General features: G+C 74.1%; 19 protein-coding genes. 11 read left to right on the plus strand and 8 right to left on the minus strand.

Annotated elements, in window-relative coordinates:
- Positions 1 to 300 precede the first annotated feature (300 nt).
- On the plus strand, positions 301 to 567 hold the full coding sequence (locus tag ACFYYB_RS38320) for a hypothetical protein (protein WP_389442602.1): 267 nt from the start codon (positions 301 to 303) through the stop codon (positions 565 to 567).
- A gap of 35 nt (positions 568 to 602) precedes the next feature.
- Here the strand turns inward: ACFYYB_RS38320 and ACFYYB_RS38325 are convergent, their stop codons facing one another.
- Positions 603 to 1,232: an HAD family hydrolase gene (locus ACFYYB_RS38325; protein ID WP_389442605.1), complete on the minus strand. Its 630-nt coding sequence runs from the start codon at positions 1,230 to 1,232 to the stop codon at positions 603 to 605.
- An 80-nt stretch (positions 1,233 to 1,312) separates the two neighbouring features.
- Here ACFYYB_RS38325 and ACFYYB_RS38330 point away from each other — a divergent pair, with 80 nt between their 5' ends.
- From ACFYYB_RS38330 to ACFYYB_RS38340, 3 genes are read left to right on the plus strand one after another with little or no spacing between them, the layout of a single operon-like run.
- On the plus strand, positions 1,313 to 2,374 hold the full coding sequence (locus ACFYYB_RS38330; RefSeq protein WP_389442608.1) for a FecCD family ABC transporter permease: 1,062 nt from the start codon (positions 1,313 to 1,315) through the stop codon (positions 2,372 to 2,374).
- Positions 2,371 to 3,432, plus strand: a complete 1,062-nt coding sequence (locus ACFYYB_RS38335) for a FecCD family ABC transporter permease (RefSeq protein WP_389442611.1) — start codon at positions 2,371 to 2,373, stop codon at positions 3,430 to 3,432. The genes ACFYYB_RS38330 and ACFYYB_RS38335 overlap by 4 nt, the downstream gene beginning before the upstream one ends.
- Positions 3,429 to 4,250, plus strand: coding sequence for an ABC transporter ATP-binding protein (locus ACFYYB_RS38340; protein ID WP_389442614.1), 822 nt, complete (start codon positions 3,429 to 3,431; stop codon positions 4,248 to 4,250). Before ACFYYB_RS38335 ends, ACFYYB_RS38340 begins: the two co-directional genes overlap by 4 nt.
- Positions 4,251 to 4,254: 4 nt before the next feature.
- On the opposite strand, the gene ACFYYB_RS38345 is transcribed toward ACFYYB_RS38340, so the two are convergent.
- From ACFYYB_RS38345 to ACFYYB_RS38355, 3 genes are all read right to left on the minus strand, one after another.
- Positions 4,255 to 5,178 (minus strand): hypothetical protein, encoded by a 924-nt coding sequence (locus ACFYYB_RS38345; RefSeq protein ID WP_389442618.1) that lies wholly within the window; start codon positions 5,176 to 5,178, stop codon positions 4,255 to 4,257.
- A gap of 78 nt (positions 5,179 to 5,256) precedes the next feature.
- Positions 5,257 to 6,771 (minus strand): WD40 repeat domain-containing protein, encoded by a 1,515-nt coding sequence (locus tag ACFYYB_RS38350; protein ID WP_389442621.1) that lies wholly within the window; start codon positions 6,769 to 6,771, stop codon positions 5,257 to 5,259.
- A gap of 102 nt (positions 6,772 to 6,873) precedes the next feature.
- On the minus strand, positions 6,874 to 7,806 hold the full coding sequence (locus ACFYYB_RS38355) for a hypothetical protein (RefSeq protein WP_389442624.1): 933 nt from the start codon (positions 7,804 to 7,806) through the stop codon (positions 6,874 to 6,876).
- A gap of 86 nt (positions 7,807 to 7,892) precedes the next feature.
- On the opposite strand from ACFYYB_RS38355, the gene ACFYYB_RS38360 reads away from it, so the two are divergent.
- From ACFYYB_RS38360 to ACFYYB_RS38370, 3 genes are all read left to right on the plus strand, one after another.
- Positions 7,893 to 10,385: a helicase C-terminal domain-containing protein gene (locus ACFYYB_RS38360; RefSeq protein WP_389442627.1), complete on the plus strand. Its 2,493-nt coding sequence runs from the start codon at positions 7,893 to 7,895 to the stop codon at positions 10,383 to 10,385.
- A gap of 72 nt (positions 10,386 to 10,457) precedes the next feature.
- Positions 10,458 to 11,063: a DUF4291 domain-containing protein gene (locus ACFYYB_RS38365; protein WP_389442630.1), complete on the plus strand. Its 606-nt coding sequence runs from the start codon at positions 10,458 to 10,460 to the stop codon at positions 11,061 to 11,063.
- Between the two features lie 104 nt (positions 11,064 to 11,167).
- Entirely contained in the window at positions 11,168 to 11,848 is a 681-nt protein-coding gene (locus ACFYYB_RS38370; RefSeq protein ID WP_389442633.1) for a hypothetical protein, read from the plus strand.
- Positions 11,849 to 11,903: 55 nt separating this feature from the next.
- On the opposite strand, the gene ACFYYB_RS38375 is transcribed toward ACFYYB_RS38370, so the two are convergent.
- Positions 11,904 to 12,386 carry a GNAT family N-acetyltransferase gene (locus ACFYYB_RS38375; RefSeq protein ID WP_389442636.1) on the minus strand — a complete coding sequence of 161 codons (483 nt, stop codon included), beginning with the start codon at positions 12,384 to 12,386 and terminating at the stop codon, positions 11,904 to 11,906.
- 9 nt (positions 12,387 to 12,395) lie between these two features.
- Positions 12,396 to 12,977: a peroxiredoxin-like family protein gene (locus ACFYYB_RS38380; RefSeq protein ID WP_389442639.1), complete on the minus strand. Its 582-nt coding sequence runs from the start codon at positions 12,975 to 12,977 to the stop codon at positions 12,396 to 12,398.
- 84 nt (positions 12,978 to 13,061) lie between these two features.
- Between ACFYYB_RS38380 and ACFYYB_RS38385 the strand changes: the two genes are divergently transcribed.
- From ACFYYB_RS38385 to ACFYYB_RS38395, 3 genes are all read left to right on the plus strand, one after another.
- Entirely contained in the window at positions 13,062 to 13,670 is a 609-nt protein-coding gene (locus ACFYYB_RS38385; RefSeq protein ID WP_389442641.1) for a TetR/AcrR family transcriptional regulator, read from the plus strand.
- A 106-nt stretch (positions 13,671 to 13,776) separates the two neighbouring features.
- Entirely contained in the window at positions 13,777 to 14,406 is a 630-nt protein-coding gene (locus tag ACFYYB_RS38390; protein ID WP_389442906.1) for an HAD family hydrolase, read from the plus strand.
- 125 nt (positions 14,407 to 14,531) lie between these two features.
- Complete coding sequence (locus ACFYYB_RS38395; protein WP_327253467.1) at positions 14,532 to 16,175, plus strand: DNA repair helicase XPB; 1,644 nt, start codon at positions 14,532 to 14,534, stop codon at positions 16,173 to 16,175.
- On the opposite strand, the gene ACFYYB_RS38400 is transcribed toward ACFYYB_RS38395, so the two are convergent.
- Positions 16,133 to 16,909 (minus strand): glycosyltransferase family 87 protein, encoded by a 777-nt coding sequence (locus ACFYYB_RS38400; protein ID WP_389442644.1) that lies wholly within the window; start codon positions 16,907 to 16,909, stop codon positions 16,133 to 16,135. The two genes, ACFYYB_RS38395 and ACFYYB_RS38400, sit on opposite strands and share 43 nt — an antisense overlap.
- 52 nt (positions 16,910 to 16,961) lie before the next feature.
- Positions 16,962 to 17,150 carry a hypothetical protein gene (locus ACFYYB_RS38405; RefSeq protein ID WP_327306059.1) on the minus strand — a complete coding sequence of 63 codons (189 nt, stop codon included), beginning with the start codon at positions 17,148 to 17,150 and terminating at the stop codon, positions 16,962 to 16,964.
- A 333-nt stretch (positions 17,151 to 17,483) separates the two neighbouring features.
- Between ACFYYB_RS38405 and ACFYYB_RS38410 the strand changes: the two genes are divergently transcribed.
- On the plus strand, positions 17,484 to 19,586 hold the full coding sequence (locus ACFYYB_RS38410; protein WP_389442646.1) for a HelD family protein: 2,103 nt from the start codon (positions 17,484 to 17,486) through the stop codon (positions 19,584 to 19,586).
- The last annotated feature ends 67 nt before the right edge of the window (positions 19,587 to 19,653 follow it).

Genomic DNA, 19,653 nt, shown 5'->3' on the forward strand with positions numbered 1-19,653 from the left:
AGCGAGCACCCCATTCCACCAGTCAGCCAAACCACTGTTCCCGCAGGTCAGGCTATCCAGCGCTTGCTCTTGCCTGCCATTGCCCGAAGCCTCGCCGTCTATCTACCCCTCGTCAAGCTGCTCCACCCATACCGGCCAGGAGCACTGGCCGGTATCGTTCGCGCCCGTCCTCCCGGGCGACGACGGCTGTACGAGGACGGCGGGCGGCCCGATCTTCGACTGATCCGGCGGTCGCGCGGGATCCGCGGGCACGGCCCACCGGACGGGGCCGGCCGAGGGCCGGGGAACTACCCTGGCCCCGTGACCCCTACTCCTCAGCCCGAGCCCGTGGACCCCGACGCGGCCCGCCCCGGTGACGCGCTCGTCAAGGCCGGCGGCATCGTCTTCATCGTCGGCGCCGTCGCCACGCTCGCCACGATGGCCCCGCTCTTCCTCGACACGGACCCGTTCCCCTCGTACGCGTGGGCCGTGTGCATGCTCATGGGCGTCGGCTTCATGATCTCGGCGGCGGGCGTGCTGCGGTCGGCCGCCGCGCAGCGCACGGCGGCCCGCGCCTCGCAGGCGTAGGGCCCCTGCTCCGGGTACTCCGCCTGCTCCGCCTGCTACACGGTCCGCGTGCGCTCGTACTCCGCGAGCCAGGCCGGCAGCTCCGTGAGGTCCGCCAGGACCACGTCCGCGCCCGCCTCCCGCAGTTCCGGCTCCGGGCACGGGCCCGTCGGGACCGTCACCGACACCGCTCCGGCCGTACGGGCGCCGCGGACGTCGCCCACGTGGTCGCCGACGTAGACCTGGGCGGCGTACGCGCGCAGGGCGGTCGCCTTGGCCTCCGCCCACAGCGAGCCGATGACCGCGTCGGGCTTGATCCCGAGGTGGTCCAGGTGCAGGCGGGCGTTGGGCTCGTGCTTGGCGGTGACGACGATCGCACGGCCGCCGAGGGCGCGGACCGCCTCGACCGCCTCGCGGGCACCGGGCATCGCCGGGGTCGGCTCGATGGCGTAGGCGGGATAGATCTCCCGGTAGCGGTCGGCCACGGCGGGGATCTCCGCCTCGGGGAACCAGTACGCGAGCTCCTGCGCCAGTGGCGGCCCGAGACGCGAAACGGTCTGCTCGGTGTCGATGAACGTGCCCGTCTCGGCCGAGAGCGCCTCGAAGGCCGCCTTGATGCCCGGCCGGGAGTCGATGAGGGTCATGTCGAGGTCGAACCCGACGGTCAGCTGCGTCTCGGGAGTCATGGCTCCATTCTGCCGACCCGGGCACCGCGACCGGGAACGTAGACTTAGCCTCGCCTTACCAGACAGTGAAATTTGGTGACATGTCAGCCCCCGCCCCCGCGGCTCCCGCGGCACACCTCCCCGCGGCCCCCACGGCGGGTCGGCGCGCCCTGACGGCCCGTCGCATCGCGTGGACGGCGGCCGGCCTCGGCGCGCTGCTGTGCGCGGTGCTCCTCAGCCTCGCCGTCGGAGCCCGCGCCATCGCGCCCGGAGAGGTCTTCGACGCGCTCTTCCGGGGCGCCACCGGGCCGGACGCCGAGGTCGTCCGCACGCTGCGGGTACCGCGGACCCTCATAGCCCTGATGGTCGGCGCGGGCCTCGCCCTCGCCGGGACCGCGCTCCAGGGCATCACCCGCAACCCCATCGCCGACCCCGGCATCCTCGGCATCAGCCAGGGAGCCGGGGTCGCCGTCGTCTGCGCCATCGCCTTCGCCGGGGTGCACACCCTGAGCGGCTACGTGTGGTTCGCCTTCGCGGGCGCCGCCGTCGCCTCGGTGGCCGTGTACGCCGTCGCCGCCGGCGGCCGCGGCGGGGCGACCCCCGTCAAGTTGGCCCTGGCCGGGGCCGCGATCAACGCCCTGCTGGTGTCGGTCACCATGGGCGTCCTCACGACGAAGGCCTCGGCGCTGGACGAGTTCCGCTTCTGGCAGGTCGGCTCGATCGCCGGGCGCGACGCCTCCGTCGTCCACCAGATCTGGCCGTTCCTGCTGGTCGGAGCCGTCCTGGTGGTGTCGGTGGCCCGCGGCCTGGACGCGCTCGCGCTGGGCGAGGACCTCGCGAAGGGGCTCGGGCAGAACGTCGCGGCCGTACGGATCGTCGGCGGCCTCGGCGCCACCGTCCTCACCGGCGCCGGGGTCGCGGCGGCCGGGCCGATCGCCTTCATCGGACTGGCCGTACCCCACCTCGCACGGGCCGTCGTCGGCAGCGACCACCGCTGGGCGCTGCCGATGGCGGCCCTGATCGGCCCCGTGATGCTGCTCGTCGCGGACGTACTCGGACGGATCGTGGTGCCGCCCGGCGAGGTCCCGGCCGGGGTGATGACCGCGCTGATCGGGGTCCCGTTCCTGATCGCGCTGGTCCGCCGGAAGCCGGTGGCGGCATGAGCACCGGTACCCGGGTCCTCCCCGCCGGCTACGCACTCGTGCGCCCCCGCTCGGGCCGGGGCTCCTTCCTCCTGCACCGCCGGGCGGCGGCCACGGCCCTGTGCCTGGCCGTGCTCCTGGCGGCGGTGTGCGTCGCCTACCTCTCCGTCGGCGAGTCCTTCGTGGCCCCCGGCGAGGTGCTGAAGGTCCTCCTCGGACAGCCCTCCCCCGACGACCTGGTCGTCGGCACCCTGCGGCTGCCCCGCATGACGGTGGGCCTGCTCGTCGGCCTGGCCTTCGGGGTGGCCGGCGCGCTGATCCAGACCGTCGCCCGCAACCCGCTCGCCTCCCCCGACATCATCGGCATCAGCCAGGGCGCGAGCGCCGTCACGGTGGCGGCGCTGACCTTCGGCGTCACCTCGTACACCGTCCTGCCGTACCTTTCGGTGCTCGGCGGGATGACCGCTGCGGCGCTCGTCTACGTCTTCGCGTGGCGGGGCGGCCTGCACGCGACGCGCTTCGTCCTCATCGGCATCGGCTTCGCCATCGCCCTGCGCTCGGTGACCACCCTCCTCATGACCAAGGGCGACTACCTCGTCGCACAGCAGGCGCAGATTTGGATGACGGGCTCCCTCAACGGCCGCGGCTGGGACGTCGCGACGCCGCTGGCGTGGGTCCTGCTCGCCCTCCTCCCCGGCGTCCTGTGGGCGGCCCGCGCCCAGCGCACTGTCTCCCTCGACGACGACACGGCCACCGCGCTCGGCATCCGGCTGGGCCGGGTCCGCCTCGGCCTCGTCGCCCTCGGCGTGATCCTCGCCTCCGTGGCCACGGGCGCGGCCGGCCCGGTGGACTTCGTGGCACTCCTCGCCCCGCAGATCGCCCGCCGGATGACCCGCACGGCCCAGATCCCGCTGCTCTGCTCCGCCCTGACGGGCGCCGTGATCGTCGTCCTGGGCGACCTGCTCGCCCGCAAGCTCCTGTCCCCGACCGAACTCCCGGTGGGCGTCCTGACGGCCGCCGTCGGGGCCCCGTACCTGATCTGGCTGATCATGCGCAGCCGCAGTGGAGGCAAGCCGTGAGCCGTCTGTCCGCGCGGGAACTGACCCTCGCCTACGAGGACCGTGTGGTCGTCGAAGACCTGGACCTGTCCGTCCCGGACGGCAAGGTGACGGTGATCGTCGGCCCGAACGCGTGCGGCAAGTCGACGACGCTACGGGCCCTGGGACGGCTCCTGCGACCCCGGTCGGGGTCGGTGGTCCTGGACGGCGAGGCCCTCTCCTCCCTCCCCACCCGGCGGATCGCCCGGGCGGTCGGACTCCTCCCGCAGTCCCCCTCGGCCCCGGAGGCGATCACGGTCGCGGACCTGGTGGCGCGCGGGCGGCAGCCGCACCAGCACTGGTGGCAGCAGTGGTCGGAGGCGGACGAGCGGGCCGTCGTCGACGCGATGGCCCGGACCTCGGTGGCGGACCTGGCGGACCGGCCCGTGGACGCGCTGTCGGGCGGGCAGCGGCAGCGGGTCTGGATCGCGATGGCCCTCGCCCAGGACACGGACATCCTGCTCCTGGACGAGCCGACGACCTTCCTGGACATCGCCCACCAGGTCGAGGTGCTGGACCTGGTCCGGCGCCTGAACCACGAACGCGGCCGCACGGTCGTCGCCGTCCTGCACGACCTCAACCAGGCCGCGCGCTACGCGGACCACCTGGTCGCGATGAAATCGGGCCGGGTGGTGGCGGAGGGCCCGCCGGCGGTGGTCGTCACGGCCGACCTGGTCCGCGAGGTCTTCGGCCTCGACTCGATCGTCATCCCGGACCCGGTGACGGGCTCCCCCCTGATCGTCCCGACGTCCCCGTGGACGGCGCCGGCGGCGGTGCCCGCTCCGGCACCTTCCGGCTGAGGGCTCAGCCGCGCAGCTTCTCGGCGGTGGTGCGTGCCCCGTCGCGGACGGCCCGGACGTCCTTGGAGAGCTTGTAGCCCTTCTTCTGCATCTGGTCGATGCCGTCGGCGATCTTGGCCACGCAGTCGGGATCGACCCGGTCGCCGACCGGGAGCAGGTCCACGTTCATCGGGTAGACCGTGGTGGCCAGGGCGTTGCCCTGTACCGCGACCCGGCCCACCTCGAAGACCTTTCCGTCGTCCTCGACCAGATAGACCTCCAGCGCCAGGACGGGTCCGCCGGAGCCGGTCCCGCCGTACGAAGCGGCGCCGATGGTGAGGTGGCGGGCTTCTATCCCCTTCACCGGGACGCTGTAGCCGAGCGGGATCGGCGTCTCGGACTTCTGCCCGAGCGGAGGGGCCTGGACCTCGAACCCGCCGGTGTAGAGGGTGTCACCACCCGAGCCCTTCTTGCATTCGTCGACCTTGACCTCTGCTTTGGTGCGCACGCCGATGGCCTTGAAGGTGTGCAGGTCGTCGGTGTTGTTCTTCAGGACCATGGTGAGGACGGCCGCGGGCGCGGTGCCCGTGCCCCCCGTCCCCGGGTTCTCGGTGCTGCCCTCGGCGAACGGGGCGTCCTTCGTCTCCTCGGAGAACAGGTCCACCACGGTGAAGCGCCCCGGCTCGTCCCAGACCACCCGGTCCAGCACGATGCCGACCCCGGCGAGCAGCAGCGCGCTCACGGTGACCCAGAGCGCGGCCTGCCGGCTGTTCCCGAACCGGCCGAGTCCCGAACCGATCCGCTGCCGTAACGGCGGGCCGGGCGGGGCGGCCGGGGCCGCCGCGGGGGCGGGGGCACCGGCAGCGGGCGGGGGTGGGGCGCCGGCGCCCGGAGCGGGCCCGGGCTGGGGCTGTGGCCCGGCGGGCGGCGGCTGCGGCGGGGTGCTCATCTCTGCGTCCCGTTCCCTTCGTTCCCGGTCCGCCGGTGGGCGGACCATCGGTGTGCCGGACATCGTCGTGGCCGACCGTCAGCCTTCTCCGTAGCCCGCGTTGGCCTTCTCCAAGGCCGCCCGGCAGGCGGGTTTGTAGGGCACACCGGGCAGGTGCTTCCGCCACTCGGTCTCGTCGAGCTCCACCGGGGCGGCCCGGCACAGCCGCAGCAGTTCGTCGTCCACGTCCACCGCCTCGGGCCGCAAGGGGTCCTCCGGATATTGCTGCCGGGAGAACGTCCACAACAGGACCCGGCCGTCGTCGATCCCGAAGGCCGCGGTGGAGCCCTGGTTCCCCTGCTCCCATGCGACCAGGGCACTGATCGGCTCGGTCTTCCCGCCCGGGCCGAGCCCCCACAGCTCCGTGTAGGCGCTCGTGTCCTCCTTGGACCCCCGTACGACAGCCCGGGTGCGGTCGGACGTGCTGGCGACCCAGGAGTTGTGGTCGATGACCGACAGCGTCAGCACCTGGTCCGGCAAGCCGTCGGGAGTGCCCGGCGCCGGCGAGCCACCCGTACCGTCCCCGTCCTCCTGCCCCTCGTACTCGTCCGATCCGGCCCCGTCTCCCTCCATGGGATCCCGTGGCCGCGTACCGGCCGAGTCCACGAACTCCTCGCGCACGGCGGCCGCCCCCCGCGGACTCGTGTCCAGGCGCAGGAAGCGGGAACGCCCGGCGCCGGTCAGGCCCACCACGGGCAGCACTCCGGAGGTGGGGCCGAAGCGGTGCGGGACGGGCTCGCGCGAAACCTTGGTGAGGGGGACCCCGTCGAGCCGCTTGCGCTGCCCCACGAAGAACCGCTGGAGCACCCCGCCGTTGGACACGGCGACCAGCGTCGGCTCCGGGAAGCCGGAGTCCCACAAGAAGGCCAGGTCCCGGACCGATCCGGCGGGTTCCGCGGGCATGCGGGCGGCGCTCGTCCAGATCTTGGTGTCGCGGATCTCGATCGCGGCCCCGGAGCCGGAGAGCAGGTGGGCGCCGCCGATGTCGAACGCCAGCCCGGTGTTCCCGTCCGCGGGGCGAGTGAACCGTGCGGCTTCCTTCCGGGTGCCGGTGCTCCACACGCGGACGTCACCCGCCGCCGTCGCCGCCGCCACCAGCGTCCCGCTCGGTGAGACGGCCAGCTCCGTGGCGGCGGCCGGCAGCCCGCCCCGCAGCACGGGCTTTCCGGTGTACGTGTCCCAGACCACCACGGCGCCGGCGTCGGAGGCCCCGGCGACGACCCGCCCCTCGGCGGAGGCGCGCAGCAGGCGGAACACGCCGTCCGCCGGGTCCGTGGTGAGCGGCAGTACCAGGTGCGGGGAGGCGAGGGCGTTGAGCGCGGCGACCACCTTCTCGCCGTGGCCCAGGCCGGCCGCCTCCTGGGCGAGGGCGGTGGCCAGCCGCGGATCCTTTTTGGCGGCCGCCAGGGACCGCTCGGCGAGCCGGGCGGAGAGCGCCTCGCGCGCCTCGCCGCGGGGCTCGGAGTCCTTGCCCTCGCCTCCCGGGGCGTCACAGCCCGCCAGCAGCGAGCCGATCACCACCGACACCGTCATCGCGACACGTCGTAATCGCACAGCCCCACCCCCGTCGGTGCGCCACCGCTTCGGGAGGATTTTGTCATTCCGCCGGCCGGCGAAAGGCCGAAAAGCGGAAAAGAAGAAGGGCTGAGGAGGGGCTCAGCGGCGCCGGGAGCGCCAGAGCAGGTACAGCGCCGAGGACACCGCCGCGGCTCGCACCAGCCAGGGCAGGAGGTCCCGGAAGGTTCCGCTCAGGGCGGCGTCGGCCAGGGGGTCGCCCCAGCGGCCGTTGAGCCGGCCCCACAGCCACACCACCGCCCCCGAGAAGACCACCCCGGGCAGCCCGAAGACCACCCACTTCCGCTCCGCGGGACCCAGCACGCGCGAGGCGTACGCGAGCAGCCAGCCCGCGGCGAGCAGCAGCCAGTAGCCGGAGACGGCCCCCGCGACCAGGGTCACCGCCGCGAGCAGCAGGAAGGCGTACGGCTTCGGCCGCGGCGCGGCCGCCGGCGCGGCGGGGGCCGCCTCCGCCTTCGCCCGGCGCCGCCGCTCGCGCAGGAAGCCCCTGAGCGTGGGCCGCGGCCCGGGAGCGGCCCCGGCGGACTCCTCCGGATCGGGGTCGGGCTCCGGACCCCGCGCCGCGCCCGGCCCCTTCAGGAGCTCCGGGATCTCGATCCCGCCCGCGAAGCCCTCCACCGTCGATGCCGGCCCGACGGTCCACCAGTCGGGCTCCAGCCGCTCGCCGGGGCCCAGTTCGTCGAGCCCCGCGAGATGCGGCGGCGCGGGCCCCCGCTGCACCGGCACCGCGGAGGCGGAGGGGGTGGCGGGAGCGAACGGGGCCGGGGGAACGGGCTGCGCCCCGCCCGTCGTCGACAGCGTGTCCAGCACCTCCTCCGGCGTGCCGATCCGCTCCAGGATGCGCCGGACCGCCGCCGTCGTCTCCGGTTCGTACTTCGCCCGACGCCGGTCGATCTCGTCCCGCAACCCCGCGACCAGCCGCATCCGGTCCCCCGACGGCAGCTGCCTGCGCTGCGCCAAGTCCCCGACCCGGCTGAGATATTCGTAGACCAGATGGTCGCTCTCGATCCCCACGCCCCGGCTCCTCCCGTGCCACCTCGACAGAAGGTAGCGCGTGCGCCCGTGGAGCGGCCGGGGGCGCAGCGGATACCGTTGACCGGATGGGGACCGGCCGACTGACCGGCCGACGCGACCAGGAGGCGACGACCGTGCCTGACCCGAGCACCGCGGGAAGCGCTCCGCGCTCCCTCGCCGAAGCGCTGCGCGCCCGCGACGACGACGGGCTCGGCGCCCTGTTGCGCGCCCGGCCGGACCTGCTGAGCCCGGTCCCCGGAGACGTGACGCAGCTCGCCACCCGGGCCGGTACGCGGGCTTCGGTGGTGCGCGCGCTGGACCGCCTGGACCGGTTCGCCCTGCAGGCCGCCGAGGCCCTGGCGGTGGGCCCGGAACCCTGCCCCTACGCGGTACTGGAGTCCCTGCTCAGCGGTGACACCGGCACCACCTCCGGCGCCGACAACGGGGCCCGCGCCGAACTCCCCCGGGCCCTGGCCACCCTGCGCGAGCAGGCCCTGGTCTGGGGCGACGACGAACGGCTGCGCCTGGTCCGCACCGCCCGCGAACTGCTCGCCCCCTCCGCCACGCGCCCCTCCCCCACCGGGCTCGGCCCCACCGTCGCGGAGGCCACGGCCGGCATGTCGCCGACCCGGATCCAGGAGATCGTGGCGGCCGTCGGGCTGCCCCCGACGCACGACCCGGTGTCGGCGGTGACCGCGCTGACGGGCCTGTTCACCGACCCGGTACGGATGTCGGCGCTGCTCGACGAGGCTCCGGCCGAGGCCCACCAGGTGCTGGGCCGGCTCGTGTGGGGTCCGCCGTACGGGGAAGTGACGCCCCATCCGACGCCTCCGGTGCGCTGGCTGCGCGACCGGGGCCTGCTGCTGCCCGCCTCCGCGCGCACGGTGCTGCTGCCGCGCGAGGTGGCCCTGTACCTGCGCGGCGGGCTCGCGCACCGGCTGACGGAGCCGCTGCCCCCGGCGGTTCCCGCGCACCGCGAACACCGTCCACAGCTTGTGGACGCGAACGCGGCCGGCCAGGCACTGGCCGCGCTGTCGACGGTCGAGGAGCTGGTGAAGTCCTGGGAGCACACCGGTCCGGCCGTGCTCCGCGCGGGCGGGCTCTCCGTACGCGACCTGAAGCGGACGGCGTCCTCGCTCGACACCGACGAGCCGTCGGCGGCGTTCTGGATCGAGCTGTCCTACGCGGCGGGCCTGCTGGCCAGCGACGGCGAGGCCGACGAGCGGTACGCCCCGACCCCCGCCTTCGACGACTGGCTCGAAGCCCCGCCCGCCGAGCGCTGGTCGGTGCTGGCGACGGCCTGGCTGGCCGCCACCCGGACCCCGGGACTGGTCGGCGAACAGGACGCGAAGGGCCGTACGCTCTCCGCGCTCGGGGCCGAACTGGACCGCTCCGCCGCCCCCGAGGTGCGCCGCCGCATCCTCGGACTGCTCGCCGCCCTCCCCGAGGGCGCCTCCCCCGACCCGGCCGCGCTGCTCGCCCGCCTGGACTGGGAGCGGCCGGTGCGCGGGACGAGCGAACTGCGCGCCCGCCTCGCCCGCTGGACGCTGACCGAGGCGGAGGTGCTCGGAGTCACCGGCCGGGGCGCGCTCGCCGCGCCCGGCCGTGCCCTGCTGGAGGGGCGCGACCCGGCGCCCCTGCTCGCGCCGCTGCTGCCCGAGCCCGTGGACCACGTACTGCTCCAGGCCGACCTGACGGCGGTGGCTCCGGGGCCGCTGCGGCGGGCCCTCGCCGAGGTGCTGGCCGTGCTGGCGGACGTGGAGTCCAAGGGCGGGGCCACCGTGTACCGCTTCACGCCCGGATCGGTCAGACGCGCCCTGGACGCCGGCCACACCGCCGTCGACCTGCAGTCCTTCCTCACCGAGCACAGCCGCACCCCGGTGCCGCAGCCGCTGTCGTACCTCATCGACGACGTGGCCCGGCGGCACGGACACCTCCGGGTCGGCGCGGCCTCCTCGTACGTGCGCTGCGACGACGACGGCATGCTGAACGAGATCCTCGCCGACAAGCGGTCCGCCGGCCTCGGGCTGCGCCGCCTCGCGCCGACCGTCCTGGCCGCGCAGGCCGAACCGACCGCGCTGCTCGACGGGTTGCGGGCCATGGGGTACGCCCCGGCCGCGGAATCCCGTACGGGTGACGTCCTGGTCTCCCGCGCCGACGCCCACCGCACCCCGGCGCGCGCCCTGCCCGTACCGGTCCCGGACGGGCCGCCCGTCCCGGATCGGACGCTGCTGGGGGCGGCCGTACGGGCGATCCGCGCGGGCGACCTGGCGGCGACGGCGGTCCGCAAGGAGCCGGCCTCCGCCGCGGGGACGAGCGGGACCGGAACCACCCCCGGCGAACTCCCGCGCACGAGCGCGGCGGAGACGCTGGCGACCGTGCAGGCGGCCGCGCTCACCGGGTCCGCGGTGTGGATCGGCTACGTCAACGCCGACGGGGCGGCGAGCCAGCGGGTCATCGCCCCGGTGCGCGTGGAGGGCGGCTTCGTCACCGGGTACGACCACACGGCGGACGAGGTACGGACCTTCGCGCTGCACCGGATCACGGGGGTCGCGGAACTGGAGGAGGACCAGATCTAGCGCGCGGTCCCTCCGTACGCGCGGAAGGAAAACCCCTGGCCCGGGCGGTGCGCGGGCCCGCACCCTGGGGGCATGCCCGAAGCGACCGCCCACCCCGTCCCCCGCCACCAGATCCGTGCCGCGCACACCGCCGGCACCGTCACCGTGTACCAGGCCTACCACCCCCGGATCGGGGTGCCCGCCGCCCGGGACGGCCGTTTTCCGCCCGCCTGGAAGCGGGAGCGGATGACCTGGGTCAAGCCGTCCTTCCTCTGGATGATGTACCGCTGCGGCTGGGCCACCAAGGCCGACCAGGAGACGGTGCTGGCCGTGGAGATCACCCGCGCGGGCTTCGACCGGGCCCTGAGCGGCGCCTGCCTGTCGCACTACGTCTCCGGCGTGCACGCCGACCGCGAGGCCTGGGCGAGGACGCTGCGCACCGCCCCCGCCCGCGTCCAGTGGGACCCGGAGCGGGACCTGCACCTGAACCCGCTGCCGCACCGCTCGCTCCAACTGGGCCTGTCCGGGCCGATGTCCCGCGCCTACGCCGACGAGTGGACGGTCTCCGTCCGTGATGTCACCCCGCTGGCCCGGGAGATCCACGGCCTGCTGCGCTCCGGCGAACCGGAGGCGGCGCGGGCCCTGCTCCCGCTGGAAACCCCTTATCCGGCCGGGCCCTTGGAGCACCTGGGCGCGTAAGGGGCACCGAGCCGCGTCCGGTCGCCCGTACCGCTACCCCGCGCACCGTTCGTGCGTTATCTTGAACGCGTTCAGTTGAACATGTTCAAGACCGAGGGGGCGTCATGGGGGAATCCCGGAGAGTGGCCGGCGGGCAGTGGGCCTGGGGCGTGGCGGGGATCGTGGCGGCGGGCATCGCGGCGGCCCTGGGGATCGCCATGTCCCAGCTACTGGGCGGGTTCTTCTTCACCACCGCGCTGGTGACCGCCGCTCCGCTCCTGATGCGCGGGGCCCCGAAGGCGTTCGCGCGGACCTGCCTCCTCATCGGAACGGGCCTGATCGCCTGGTCGGTGATCGGCGTCCTCATCGGCATGTTCTTCTTCCTCCCGGCCGCCGTACTGCTGCTGGCCGCGGCCTTCGTGGACCCCGGCAACCGCCCGGGCCTGCGGTTCGCGGTGGCGTCGCCCCTGGCGGTCCTCGGCGCCTTCGCCCTGATCGCCTTCCCCTCCTTCTTCCCGTCGGACCACGAGTCGGAGGCGAACGAGCCGCCCCCGTACTTCTCCGCGAAGCTGGACGGCGACAGCCGCTACACCCGCCAGGAGTTGAGCGAGCACAAGGAACGGCTGCGGCAGTTCGGCGCGACCGATGTGGAGGTGGGTCAGTTCGCCGAGGGATTCAGAATCGAGGTGGGCATGCCCAAGACCTTCCCCGAGGAAGGGGGCCGGGAGGCGCTGAAGGAGGAGATCTCCCGGCTCCCGGGCGTCAGCGAGGTCCGCTTCTGCACCTTCCACACCTGCGACGACTGACGATCGGGGAGGCGGGGACCGGGAGACCGGGGGCCGGGGACAGGGGGCCGGCCGATCACCTCGCCGCGTAGTCGATGCGCTCCGCGCCGAAGGGCCAGACCTCGACGAGCCAGCGCAGGACGGTCTCGTACACCGCCTTGTCGAGCGCGGCCCGGTCGGCGCGCACCCAGGAGCTGACGCGCACGCGCGTCGGCTCCTCGCGCGCCGGGTAGATGTAGAGACAGCCGATGACCTCGCCCTCCCCGTCGCGCTCCCCCTCCAGGACGCTGTACGTGAATCCTCGCCGGTCGGCGAAGTCCCCTGCGTGGCGCACCAGGTCGGCGAGGTTCTCCTCGGGACTCATGCCTCCCCCCGGAGGCCAGTCGCCCAGGAAGGTGGGCGTCGCGCGCACGTGCGCGACGCTGCCGCTCCAGGCGGCGAGGTCGCCCTCGTTGTGCTCGGGCCCGAGGGGCTCCAGCCGGAAGCCCTCCCCGACGAGCCGGACGGGCACCTCGAACACCTCGGCCGGCGGGACGAAGCTCTGCTGATCGCTGCTCATGCGCGGACCCTACGCGGAGCCTTCTCCGATGCCCACGGGATATCGGGCCGCCGCCAGCCGGAGCAGTTCGTCGACCGACCACTGGTCGTAGACGTGCTCCCCGTACTTGGCGGCCAGCACCGTCCCGTCGGGCCCGATCAGCAGGTCGGCGGGCAGCCCGAGCCGTCCGTTCGGCTGCCGCGGGGCGGGCAGCCGCTCCCGGCCGCGCACCACCTCGACGGCCGACCGGGCGACCGCCCACAGCACCGGGCCCCAGGCGCGCGGGTCCAGCAGCGAGCGCGGGGAGGACTCGACGCCGAACTCCCGGTACAGCCGCTGCCGCGGATCGGCGACCACGGCGAAGGGGAAGTCGGCGGTGTGCGGGCGCAGTTCCTCCGCGGCGGAGTGGAAGAGCACGACCTCCCGGATGCCGGCGGCCTCGATCTCCGCGTGCCGCCGGACGACGGAGCGCAGGTGGAGGTGGCAGACGGGACAGCCGGCGAAACGCCGGAACTGCAGATGGACCAGCCCCTCGGGATCGGGCACGGGAACGGCCTCTCCCGTGAGGGGCGTGAGCAGGCGTACGGGGACCACGGAACCGGGTTCGAACATGGGAAACCCTCCCTCGACAGGCGTAGGCGTATGCCGTACGCCTACCTCTCCAGCGTAGGCGTATGCCGTACGCTGTCAACCGTCATGCCGCGCCCCCGCTCCCACACCCCGGACCAACTGGCCGCCGCCGCCCTCGCCGTCATCGACCGCGACGGGCTCTCCGGCCTCTCCATGCGCGCCGTCGCCACCGAGCTCGGCACCAGCCCCATGGCCCTGTACCGCTACGTCCCGGGCCGCGAGGAACTCGAAGCCCTCGTCGTGGAACTCGTCCTCAGCGGCGTCGACAGCACCCCGCCGCCGCCGGGCCCCTGGCCCGGCCGGATCACCGTCCTGGCCCGCCGCCTGCGCGACACCATGAGCGCCCACCCGGACACCCTGGCGCTCTCCCTGACGCACCGGCACCGCTCGCCGAGCGGGCTGCGCTGGTCGGAAACCGTGCTCGGCGTCCTCACCGAGGCCGGAGTGGAGGCCGAGGACCGGGTGATCGCGCTGCGCGCGCTCATCGCGTACGTGCTCGGCGCCACGCAGCTGGAACACCTCGGGCCGCTGGCCGGCCCCGGGACCACCGCCATCGCCGGTCTTCCCGCGGAGGAGTTCCCGTACATGACGGCCACCGCGCGCGACGCCCGCTCGGTCAGCCAGGAGCGGGAATTCGAGGGCGGCCTGAACCTGCTCCTGCGCGGCCTGGCATGATCCGCCGGTGACCCACGCAGCCCACGCTCCCGCCGTCCCCTCCTCTCCCGCCACCCTCTCCGGTCCCGCCGTCCCCTCCGGTCCCGCCGCTCCCGCCCGGTACGTCCTGTTCGACGTGGACGGCACCCTCGTCGACGCCGTCGCCAACCAGCGCCGGGTCTGGGCCACCTGGGCCGCCCGCCACGGACTGGACCCGGACGCCGTCTACGCCGTGGCCCTGCGGACCCGCCCGATGGAGACCTTCGCGGCCGTCGCCCCTGAGCTGGACCCGCACGCGTGCCTGGCCGCGCTGCACGAGCTGGAGGACGAGGACGTCCGGTCCGGCACCTACGCCGCCTTCGACGGCGCGGCCGGGCTGCTGACCGCCCTGCCCCCGGGAAGCTGGGGCCTGGTCACCTCGAACTACGCCCACCGGGTGCGCGGCCGCTTCGACCGCACCGGCCTGCCCGTGCCGCCGGTGCTCGTGGACGCCGCCACCGTCGCGGAGGGCAAGCCCTCACCGGTCCCGTACCTGCGGGGCGCGGCACTGCTGGGCGCCGACCCCGCCCACTGCCTGGTCGTCGAGGACGCCCCCTCGGGCGTCCGGTCGGGCCTCGCGGCCGGCATGACGGTCTGGACGGTCAACACCCCCGAAGCCCACCCCGAGGCCCACCGCCACTTCCCCACCCTCCGTGAGGCCGCCGCCGAGATCCTCGCCTTCGCCACCTCCACGCCCGCCCCCAGAGCGCGCCCCTAACGGCCGGGGCGACGCCCGTGGCGGCCGGGGCGCGACCAGAACCACCCGGCCCGCGGAGCGATACGGCAGACTGGAGGTTTGGCCGCCCGCGTCCGGGCGGTCCTCCCACGCCGAAAGGGACGTGCGTGAACGGGCCCCTCATCGTCCAGAGCGACAAGACCCTCCTCCTGGAGATCGACCACGAGCTCTCCGCGGCCGCGCGGCGCGCCATCGCGCCCTTCGCCGAGCTGGAGCGCGCCCCCGAGCACATCCACACGTACCGGATCACGCCGCTGGGGCTGTGGAACGCACGGGCCGCCGGGCACGACGCCGAGCAGGTCGTGGACGCCCTCGTGGAGTTCTCCCGCTACCCCGTCCCGCACGCGCTGCTCGTCGACGTCGCCGAGACCATGGCCCGCTACGGCCGGCTCACCCTCTCCAAGCACCCCGTCCACGGACTGGTCCTGACCAGCACCGACCGGCCGGTACTGGAGGAGATCCTGCGGTCGAAGCGGGTCGCCCCGCTGGTCGGCGCGCGCCTCGACGCCGACACCGTCGCCGTGCACCCCTCCGAGCGCGGACAGATCAAGCAGACCCTGCTCAAGCTGGGCTGGCCCGCCGAGGACCTCGCCGGGTACGTGGACGGCGAAGCCCACCCGATCGAGCTCGACGAGACCGGCTGGGCGCTGCGCCCCTACCAGCAGCAGGCCGTCGAGGGCTTCTGGCACGGCGGCTCCGGCGTGGTCGTACTGCCCTGCGGCGCCGGAAAGACGCTGGTCGGCGCGGGCGCGATGGCGAAGGCCAAGGCGACCACGCTGATCCTGGTCACGAACACCGTCTCCGCCCGCCAGTGGAAGCACGAGCTGATCAAGCGGACCTCGCTGACCGAGGAGGAGATCGGCGAGTACTCCGGCACGCGCAAGGAGATCCGGCCCGTCACGATCGCCACGTACCAGGTGCTCACGACGAAGCGGAAGGGCATCTACCCGCACCTGGAGCTCTTCGACTCCCGGGACTGGGGCCTGATCCTCTACGACGAGGTGCACCTGCTGCCGGCTCCGGTGTTCAAGTTCACCGCCGACCTCCAGGCGCGCCGCCGCCTCGGCCTGACCGCGACGCTGGTGCGCGAGGACGGCCGCGAGTCGGACGTGTTCTCGCTGATCGGACCCAAGCGGTTCGACGCCCCGTGGAAGGAGATCGAGGCGCAGGGCTACATCGCCCCGGCCGACTGCGTCGAGGTCCGCGTGAACCTCACCGAGTCGGAGCGCCTCGCCTACGCGACCGCCGAGACGGAGGAGAAGTACCGCTTCTGCGCGACCACCGCCACCAAGCGGAAGGTCACCGAGGCGCTGGTGCGCAAGCACGCGGGCGAGCAGACGCTGGTCATCGGGCAGTACATCGACCAGCTCGACGAGCTCGGCGAGCACCTCGACGCGCCCGTCATCAAGGGCGAGACCTCCAACGCGCAGCGCGAGAAGCTCTTCAACGCCTTCCGCGAGGGCGAGATCAGCGTGCTGGTCGTCTCGAAGGTCGCGAACTTCTCCATCGACCTGCCCGAGGCCACGGTCGCCATCCAGGTGTCCGGCACCTTCGGCTCCCGCCAGGAGGAGGCCCAGCGCCTGGGCCGCGTCCTGCGCCCGAAGGCGGACGGCCACGAGGCGCGCTTCTACTCGGTCGTCGCGCGCGACACCATCGACCAGGACTTCGCCGCGCACCGCCAGCGCTTCCTGGCCGAACAGGGCTACGCCTACCGGATCATGGACGCCGACGAGCTGCTGGCCGGGGACTGACGGACCCGCCGGCGCAGCACGGCGGCGAGCAGGGCCGTGAGCAGCGGGACCGTCCACACCCACAGGTGGGGCCAGTCCAGCAGGAGCGAGCGGCCGCCCGCGGCCGGGTGCCGGGACCAGAACTCGGCGGAGGCGCCCGGGAGGACCAGCAGCCCGAGCAGGCCGGTGCCGGCGAAGGCGCCCAGCGCGGTCAGCCCGGCCCTGACCTGGCCGGCCAGCAGGAGGTACGGGATCAGCAGCGCCGGGGTCAGGGTGATCCCGGCGGCCGCGCCCAGCGCGAAGCCCCTGCCGAGGGCGCCGCGCGGCCGGTGCAGGTCCCACAGGACGGCGCAGGCCAGGGCCAGGGCGATCTGGCCGGACAGCGGGGTCTGGAACAGCGGCTCCAGCCACAGCCCGGCGACGGTGGCGGCCAGCACGGCGCCCGGCCGGGCCCGCAGTCCGGCCAGCCGGCACGACAGCAGGATCAGCAGGGCGAACAGCCCTGCGCTGCCCCACACCAGGACGGCCTTCAGTACGCCGGTCGGCAGCCAGGCGGCCGGGGCGAAGAGGATGGCCGCGAAGGGCGGATACGCGGCGGGCGGGCTCCACTCGGCGGCGGAGAGCCCGGGGGCGAGCGCTTCGGCCACCGGGATGCGCAGGGCGACGCAGAGCACGCCGAGCACGAGCAGCAGGCCCGCGAGCAGCACGCCGGCGCGGGGCGACGGAGAGCGGCCGGGCTCGGGACTCAGGGTCACGGCGCGACCCTAGTGGATCAACGCCCCGACCCCCGAGCGGAGGCGCCGGGCCTCAGCGGCGTATGACGCCCGCGTCCTCGGCGTACTCACCGAGGACGACGACGCTCACGGCGGTCGCCGCGAACACCTTGGCGGCGCGCAGGACGCTGCCGGCGCTGTGGCGGGGGCGGCGGGAGTCGGAAGTGGCGGTGGCGCCGCGAGGGCGGCGACCCTGGACCGGGGTGTAGGTTGCGGTGCTCATGTATCCATGGTCGGTTTTCGCCCGGCTTGTCACATCGCCCTGAGGGCTGAACCCGCAGGTCCCCGGCATCCTCCTCCCGGCCCATGCCGCCCCCTACGGGCTCTGTCCGAAGGAGGACACGGCCCGAACACCCCCCGTACGGGGTGACCCCGCCAAAGGACTTTCGGCCCCCTCGACATCCGATGAATCCATTCGCGCAGCGGCTCCGCGATGACTAGAATCTCCGCTCTTGCCGCCTCCCGTCCGCGTCACCGGGAGCGCCGCCCGCCGCTCGGAAACCGGCGGGCCCGTCCGCCCGCATCACGCAGGTCCTCAGCAGATGGAGGCAGTTCCGTGCCCGCGCACGCCCACGTCACCGACCCCGACGCCGCATCAGCACCCGGCGAGGCCGCCACCGATCCCCTGGGCCGCGAGCGGGCCCACCTCGCCGCCTCCCGGTCCGCGCTCCGCGCGATGCGCGAGGACGTCGAGAACCTCGACATCCGCGACGTCACCGCGAACTGGGTCAACGCGGTCGTCCTGCAAGCCCAGATCGACGACCGGATCAAGGCCCTCGCCGACCTCTCCCACACCCCCCTCTTCTTCGGCCGCCTCAACTACCTGCACGCGCCCGGCGCGGAGCTCTCCGAGGGCGCCGAGGGCGAGCAGTTCTACATCGGCCGCCGCCACGTCCACGACGCCGGCGGCGACCCCATGGTGATCGACTGGCGCGCGCCCGTCTCCCAGCCCTTCTACCGGGCCTCCAAGAACGACCCGCAGGACATCGGGCTGCGCCGCCGCTTCGGTTACACGGGCGGCGAGCTGACCGCGTACGAGGACGAGCACCTCTCCGACCCCGCCGAGGCGGCGGCCGTCAGCAAGCTGCTCCAGCAGGAGATCGAGCGCCCGCGCGTGGGCCCCATGCGCGACATCGTGGCGACGATCCAGCCCGAGCAGGACGAGATCGTCCGCTCCGGCCTGTCGGGCTCCGTCTGCGTGCAGGGCGGCCCCGGCACCGGCAAGACGGCCGTCGGCCTGCACCGTGTCGCGTACCTCCTCTACGCGCACCGCGACCGCCTCGCCCGTACGGGCACCCTGGTCATCGGGCCGAACCGTTCCTTCCTGCACTACATCGAGCAGGTCCTGCCCGCGCTGGGCGAGCTGGAGGTCAAGCAGGCCACGGTCGACGATCTGGTCGCCCGCGCGGACCTGGAGGTGCGCGGCGCGGACACCGCCGAAACCGCCGTGATCAAGGGCGACGCCCGCATGGCGGAGGTACTGCGCCGCGCGGTCGACTCGCACGTGACGGAGCCGGTGGAACCGCTGATGGTGGTCCGCGGATCGCGCCGCTGGCGGGTTCCCGCGTACGAGATCGCCGAGATGGTCGCCGAACTCCAGAACCGCGACATCCGCTACGGAGCCGCCCGCGACGCCCTCCCGCAGCGGATCGCGCACGCGGTCCTCGTCCGCATGGAGCAGGCCGGCGAGGCGCCGGACGACCGGGTCCAGGACTCGGTGGCGCGCAATCCCGCCGTGAAGGCCGTGGTCAAGGCGGTGTGGCCCCTGGTGGAGCCCGCGAAGCTGGTCCTGCGACTGCTCTCCGACGCGGAGTTCCTCGCGGAGCACGCGGAGGGCATCCTCTCGGCGCAGGAGCAGCGGATCCTCCTCTGGGCGAAGCCGGCGCGCAGCGTGAAGTCGGTGAAGTGGTCGGCGGCGGACCTGGTCCTCATCGACGAGGCGACGGACCTGGTGGAGCGCACGCACTCGCTCGGCCATGTCGTCATCGACGAGGCGCAGGACCTGTCCCCGATGCAGTACCGGGCGGTGGGACGGCGCTGCACGACCGGCTCGGCGACGGTCCTCGGGGACCTCGCCCAGGGCACGACCCCGTGGGCGACCCGCAGCTGGGACGAGGCGCTGGCGCATCTGGGCAAGCCGAGCGCGGTGCTGGAGGAACTGACCGCGGGCTTCCGCGTGCCGCGCGAGGTGATCGCCTACGCCTCGCGGCTGCTGCCGGCGATCTCGCCGGGCCTCTCCCCGGTCTCCTCGGTCCGAGAGACCCCGGGCTCGCTGATCGTCTCTTCGGTCGACTCCCCCTCCGCCCTTCCGGCGACGGTGGTCGAGGCCTGCCGGGCCTCGCTCGTGCACGAGGGTTCGATCGGGCTGATCGCGGCGGACGCGCGGATCCCCGAACTCGGGGAGGCGCTGGCGGAGGCGGGCCTCCCGTACCTGGCACCGGGTGAGGAGACGACCGCGGAGTCGCGGCTGACGCTGGTGCCGGCCTCGCTGGCCAAGGGTCTGGAGTACGACTACGTCGTGCTGCACGAGCCGGCGGAGGTGGTCTCCGGCGAGCCCGACGAGCGGACCGGCCTGCGCCGCCTGTACGTGTGCCTCACCCGAGCCGTCTCGGGTCTCACCGTCCTGCACGCCGCCCCGCTGCCGGGGGCCCTGGCGTAACCCTGCGAGGCTGTCCCCTGCCCTCCCCCAGACCCCGCCCGAGGCCCCGGTTCCACCGTTCCCCGGG

The sequence above is a fragment of the Streptomyces sp. NPDC002886 genome, from assembly GCF_042888445.1.
In the GTDB taxonomy this organism is placed as follows: domain Bacteria; phylum Actinomycetota; class Actinomycetes; order Streptomycetales; family Streptomycetaceae; genus Streptomyces.

Coding starts and splice junctions, on each gene's coding strand:
- ACFYYB_RS38325 (WP_389442605.1), bottom strand. CDS start 1,232: ATGACTCCCGAGACGCAGCTGACCGTCGGGTTCGACCTCGACATGACC.
- ACFYYB_RS38330 (WP_389442608.1), top strand. CDS start 1,313: ATGTCAGCCCCCGCCCCCGCGGCTCCCGCGGCACACCTCCCCGCGGCC.
- ACFYYB_RS38335 (WP_389442611.1), top strand. CDS start 2,371: ATGAGCACCGGTACCCGGGTCCTCCCCGCCGGCTACGCACTCGTGCGC.
- ACFYYB_RS38345 (WP_389442618.1), bottom strand. CDS start 5,178: ATGAGCACCCCGCCGCAGCCGCCGCCCGCCGGGCCACAGCCCCAGCCC.
- ACFYYB_RS38360 (WP_389442627.1), top strand. CDS start 7,893: ATGGGGACCGGCCGACTGACCGGCCGACGCGACCAGGAGGCGACGACC.
- ACFYYB_RS38365 (WP_389442630.1), top strand. CDS start 10,458: ATGCCCGAAGCGACCGCCCACCCCGTCCCCCGCCACCAGATCCGTGCC.
- ACFYYB_RS38370 (WP_389442633.1), top strand. CDS start 11,168: ATGGGGGAATCCCGGAGAGTGGCCGGCGGGCAGTGGGCCTGGGGCGTG.
- ACFYYB_RS38375 (WP_389442636.1), bottom strand. CDS start 12,386: ATGAGCAGCGATCAGCAGAGCTTCGTCCCGCCGGCCGAGGTGTTCGAG.
- ACFYYB_RS38380 (WP_389442639.1), bottom strand. CDS start 12,977: ATGTTCGAACCCGGTTCCGTGGTCCCCGTACGCCTGCTCACGCCCCTC.
- ACFYYB_RS38385 (WP_389442641.1), top strand. CDS start 13,062: ATGCCGCGCCCCCGCTCCCACACCCCGGACCAACTGGCCGCCGCCGCC.
- ACFYYB_RS38405 (WP_327306059.1), bottom strand. CDS start 17,150: ATGAGCACCGCAACCTACACCCCGGTCCAGGGTCGCCGCCCTCGCGGC.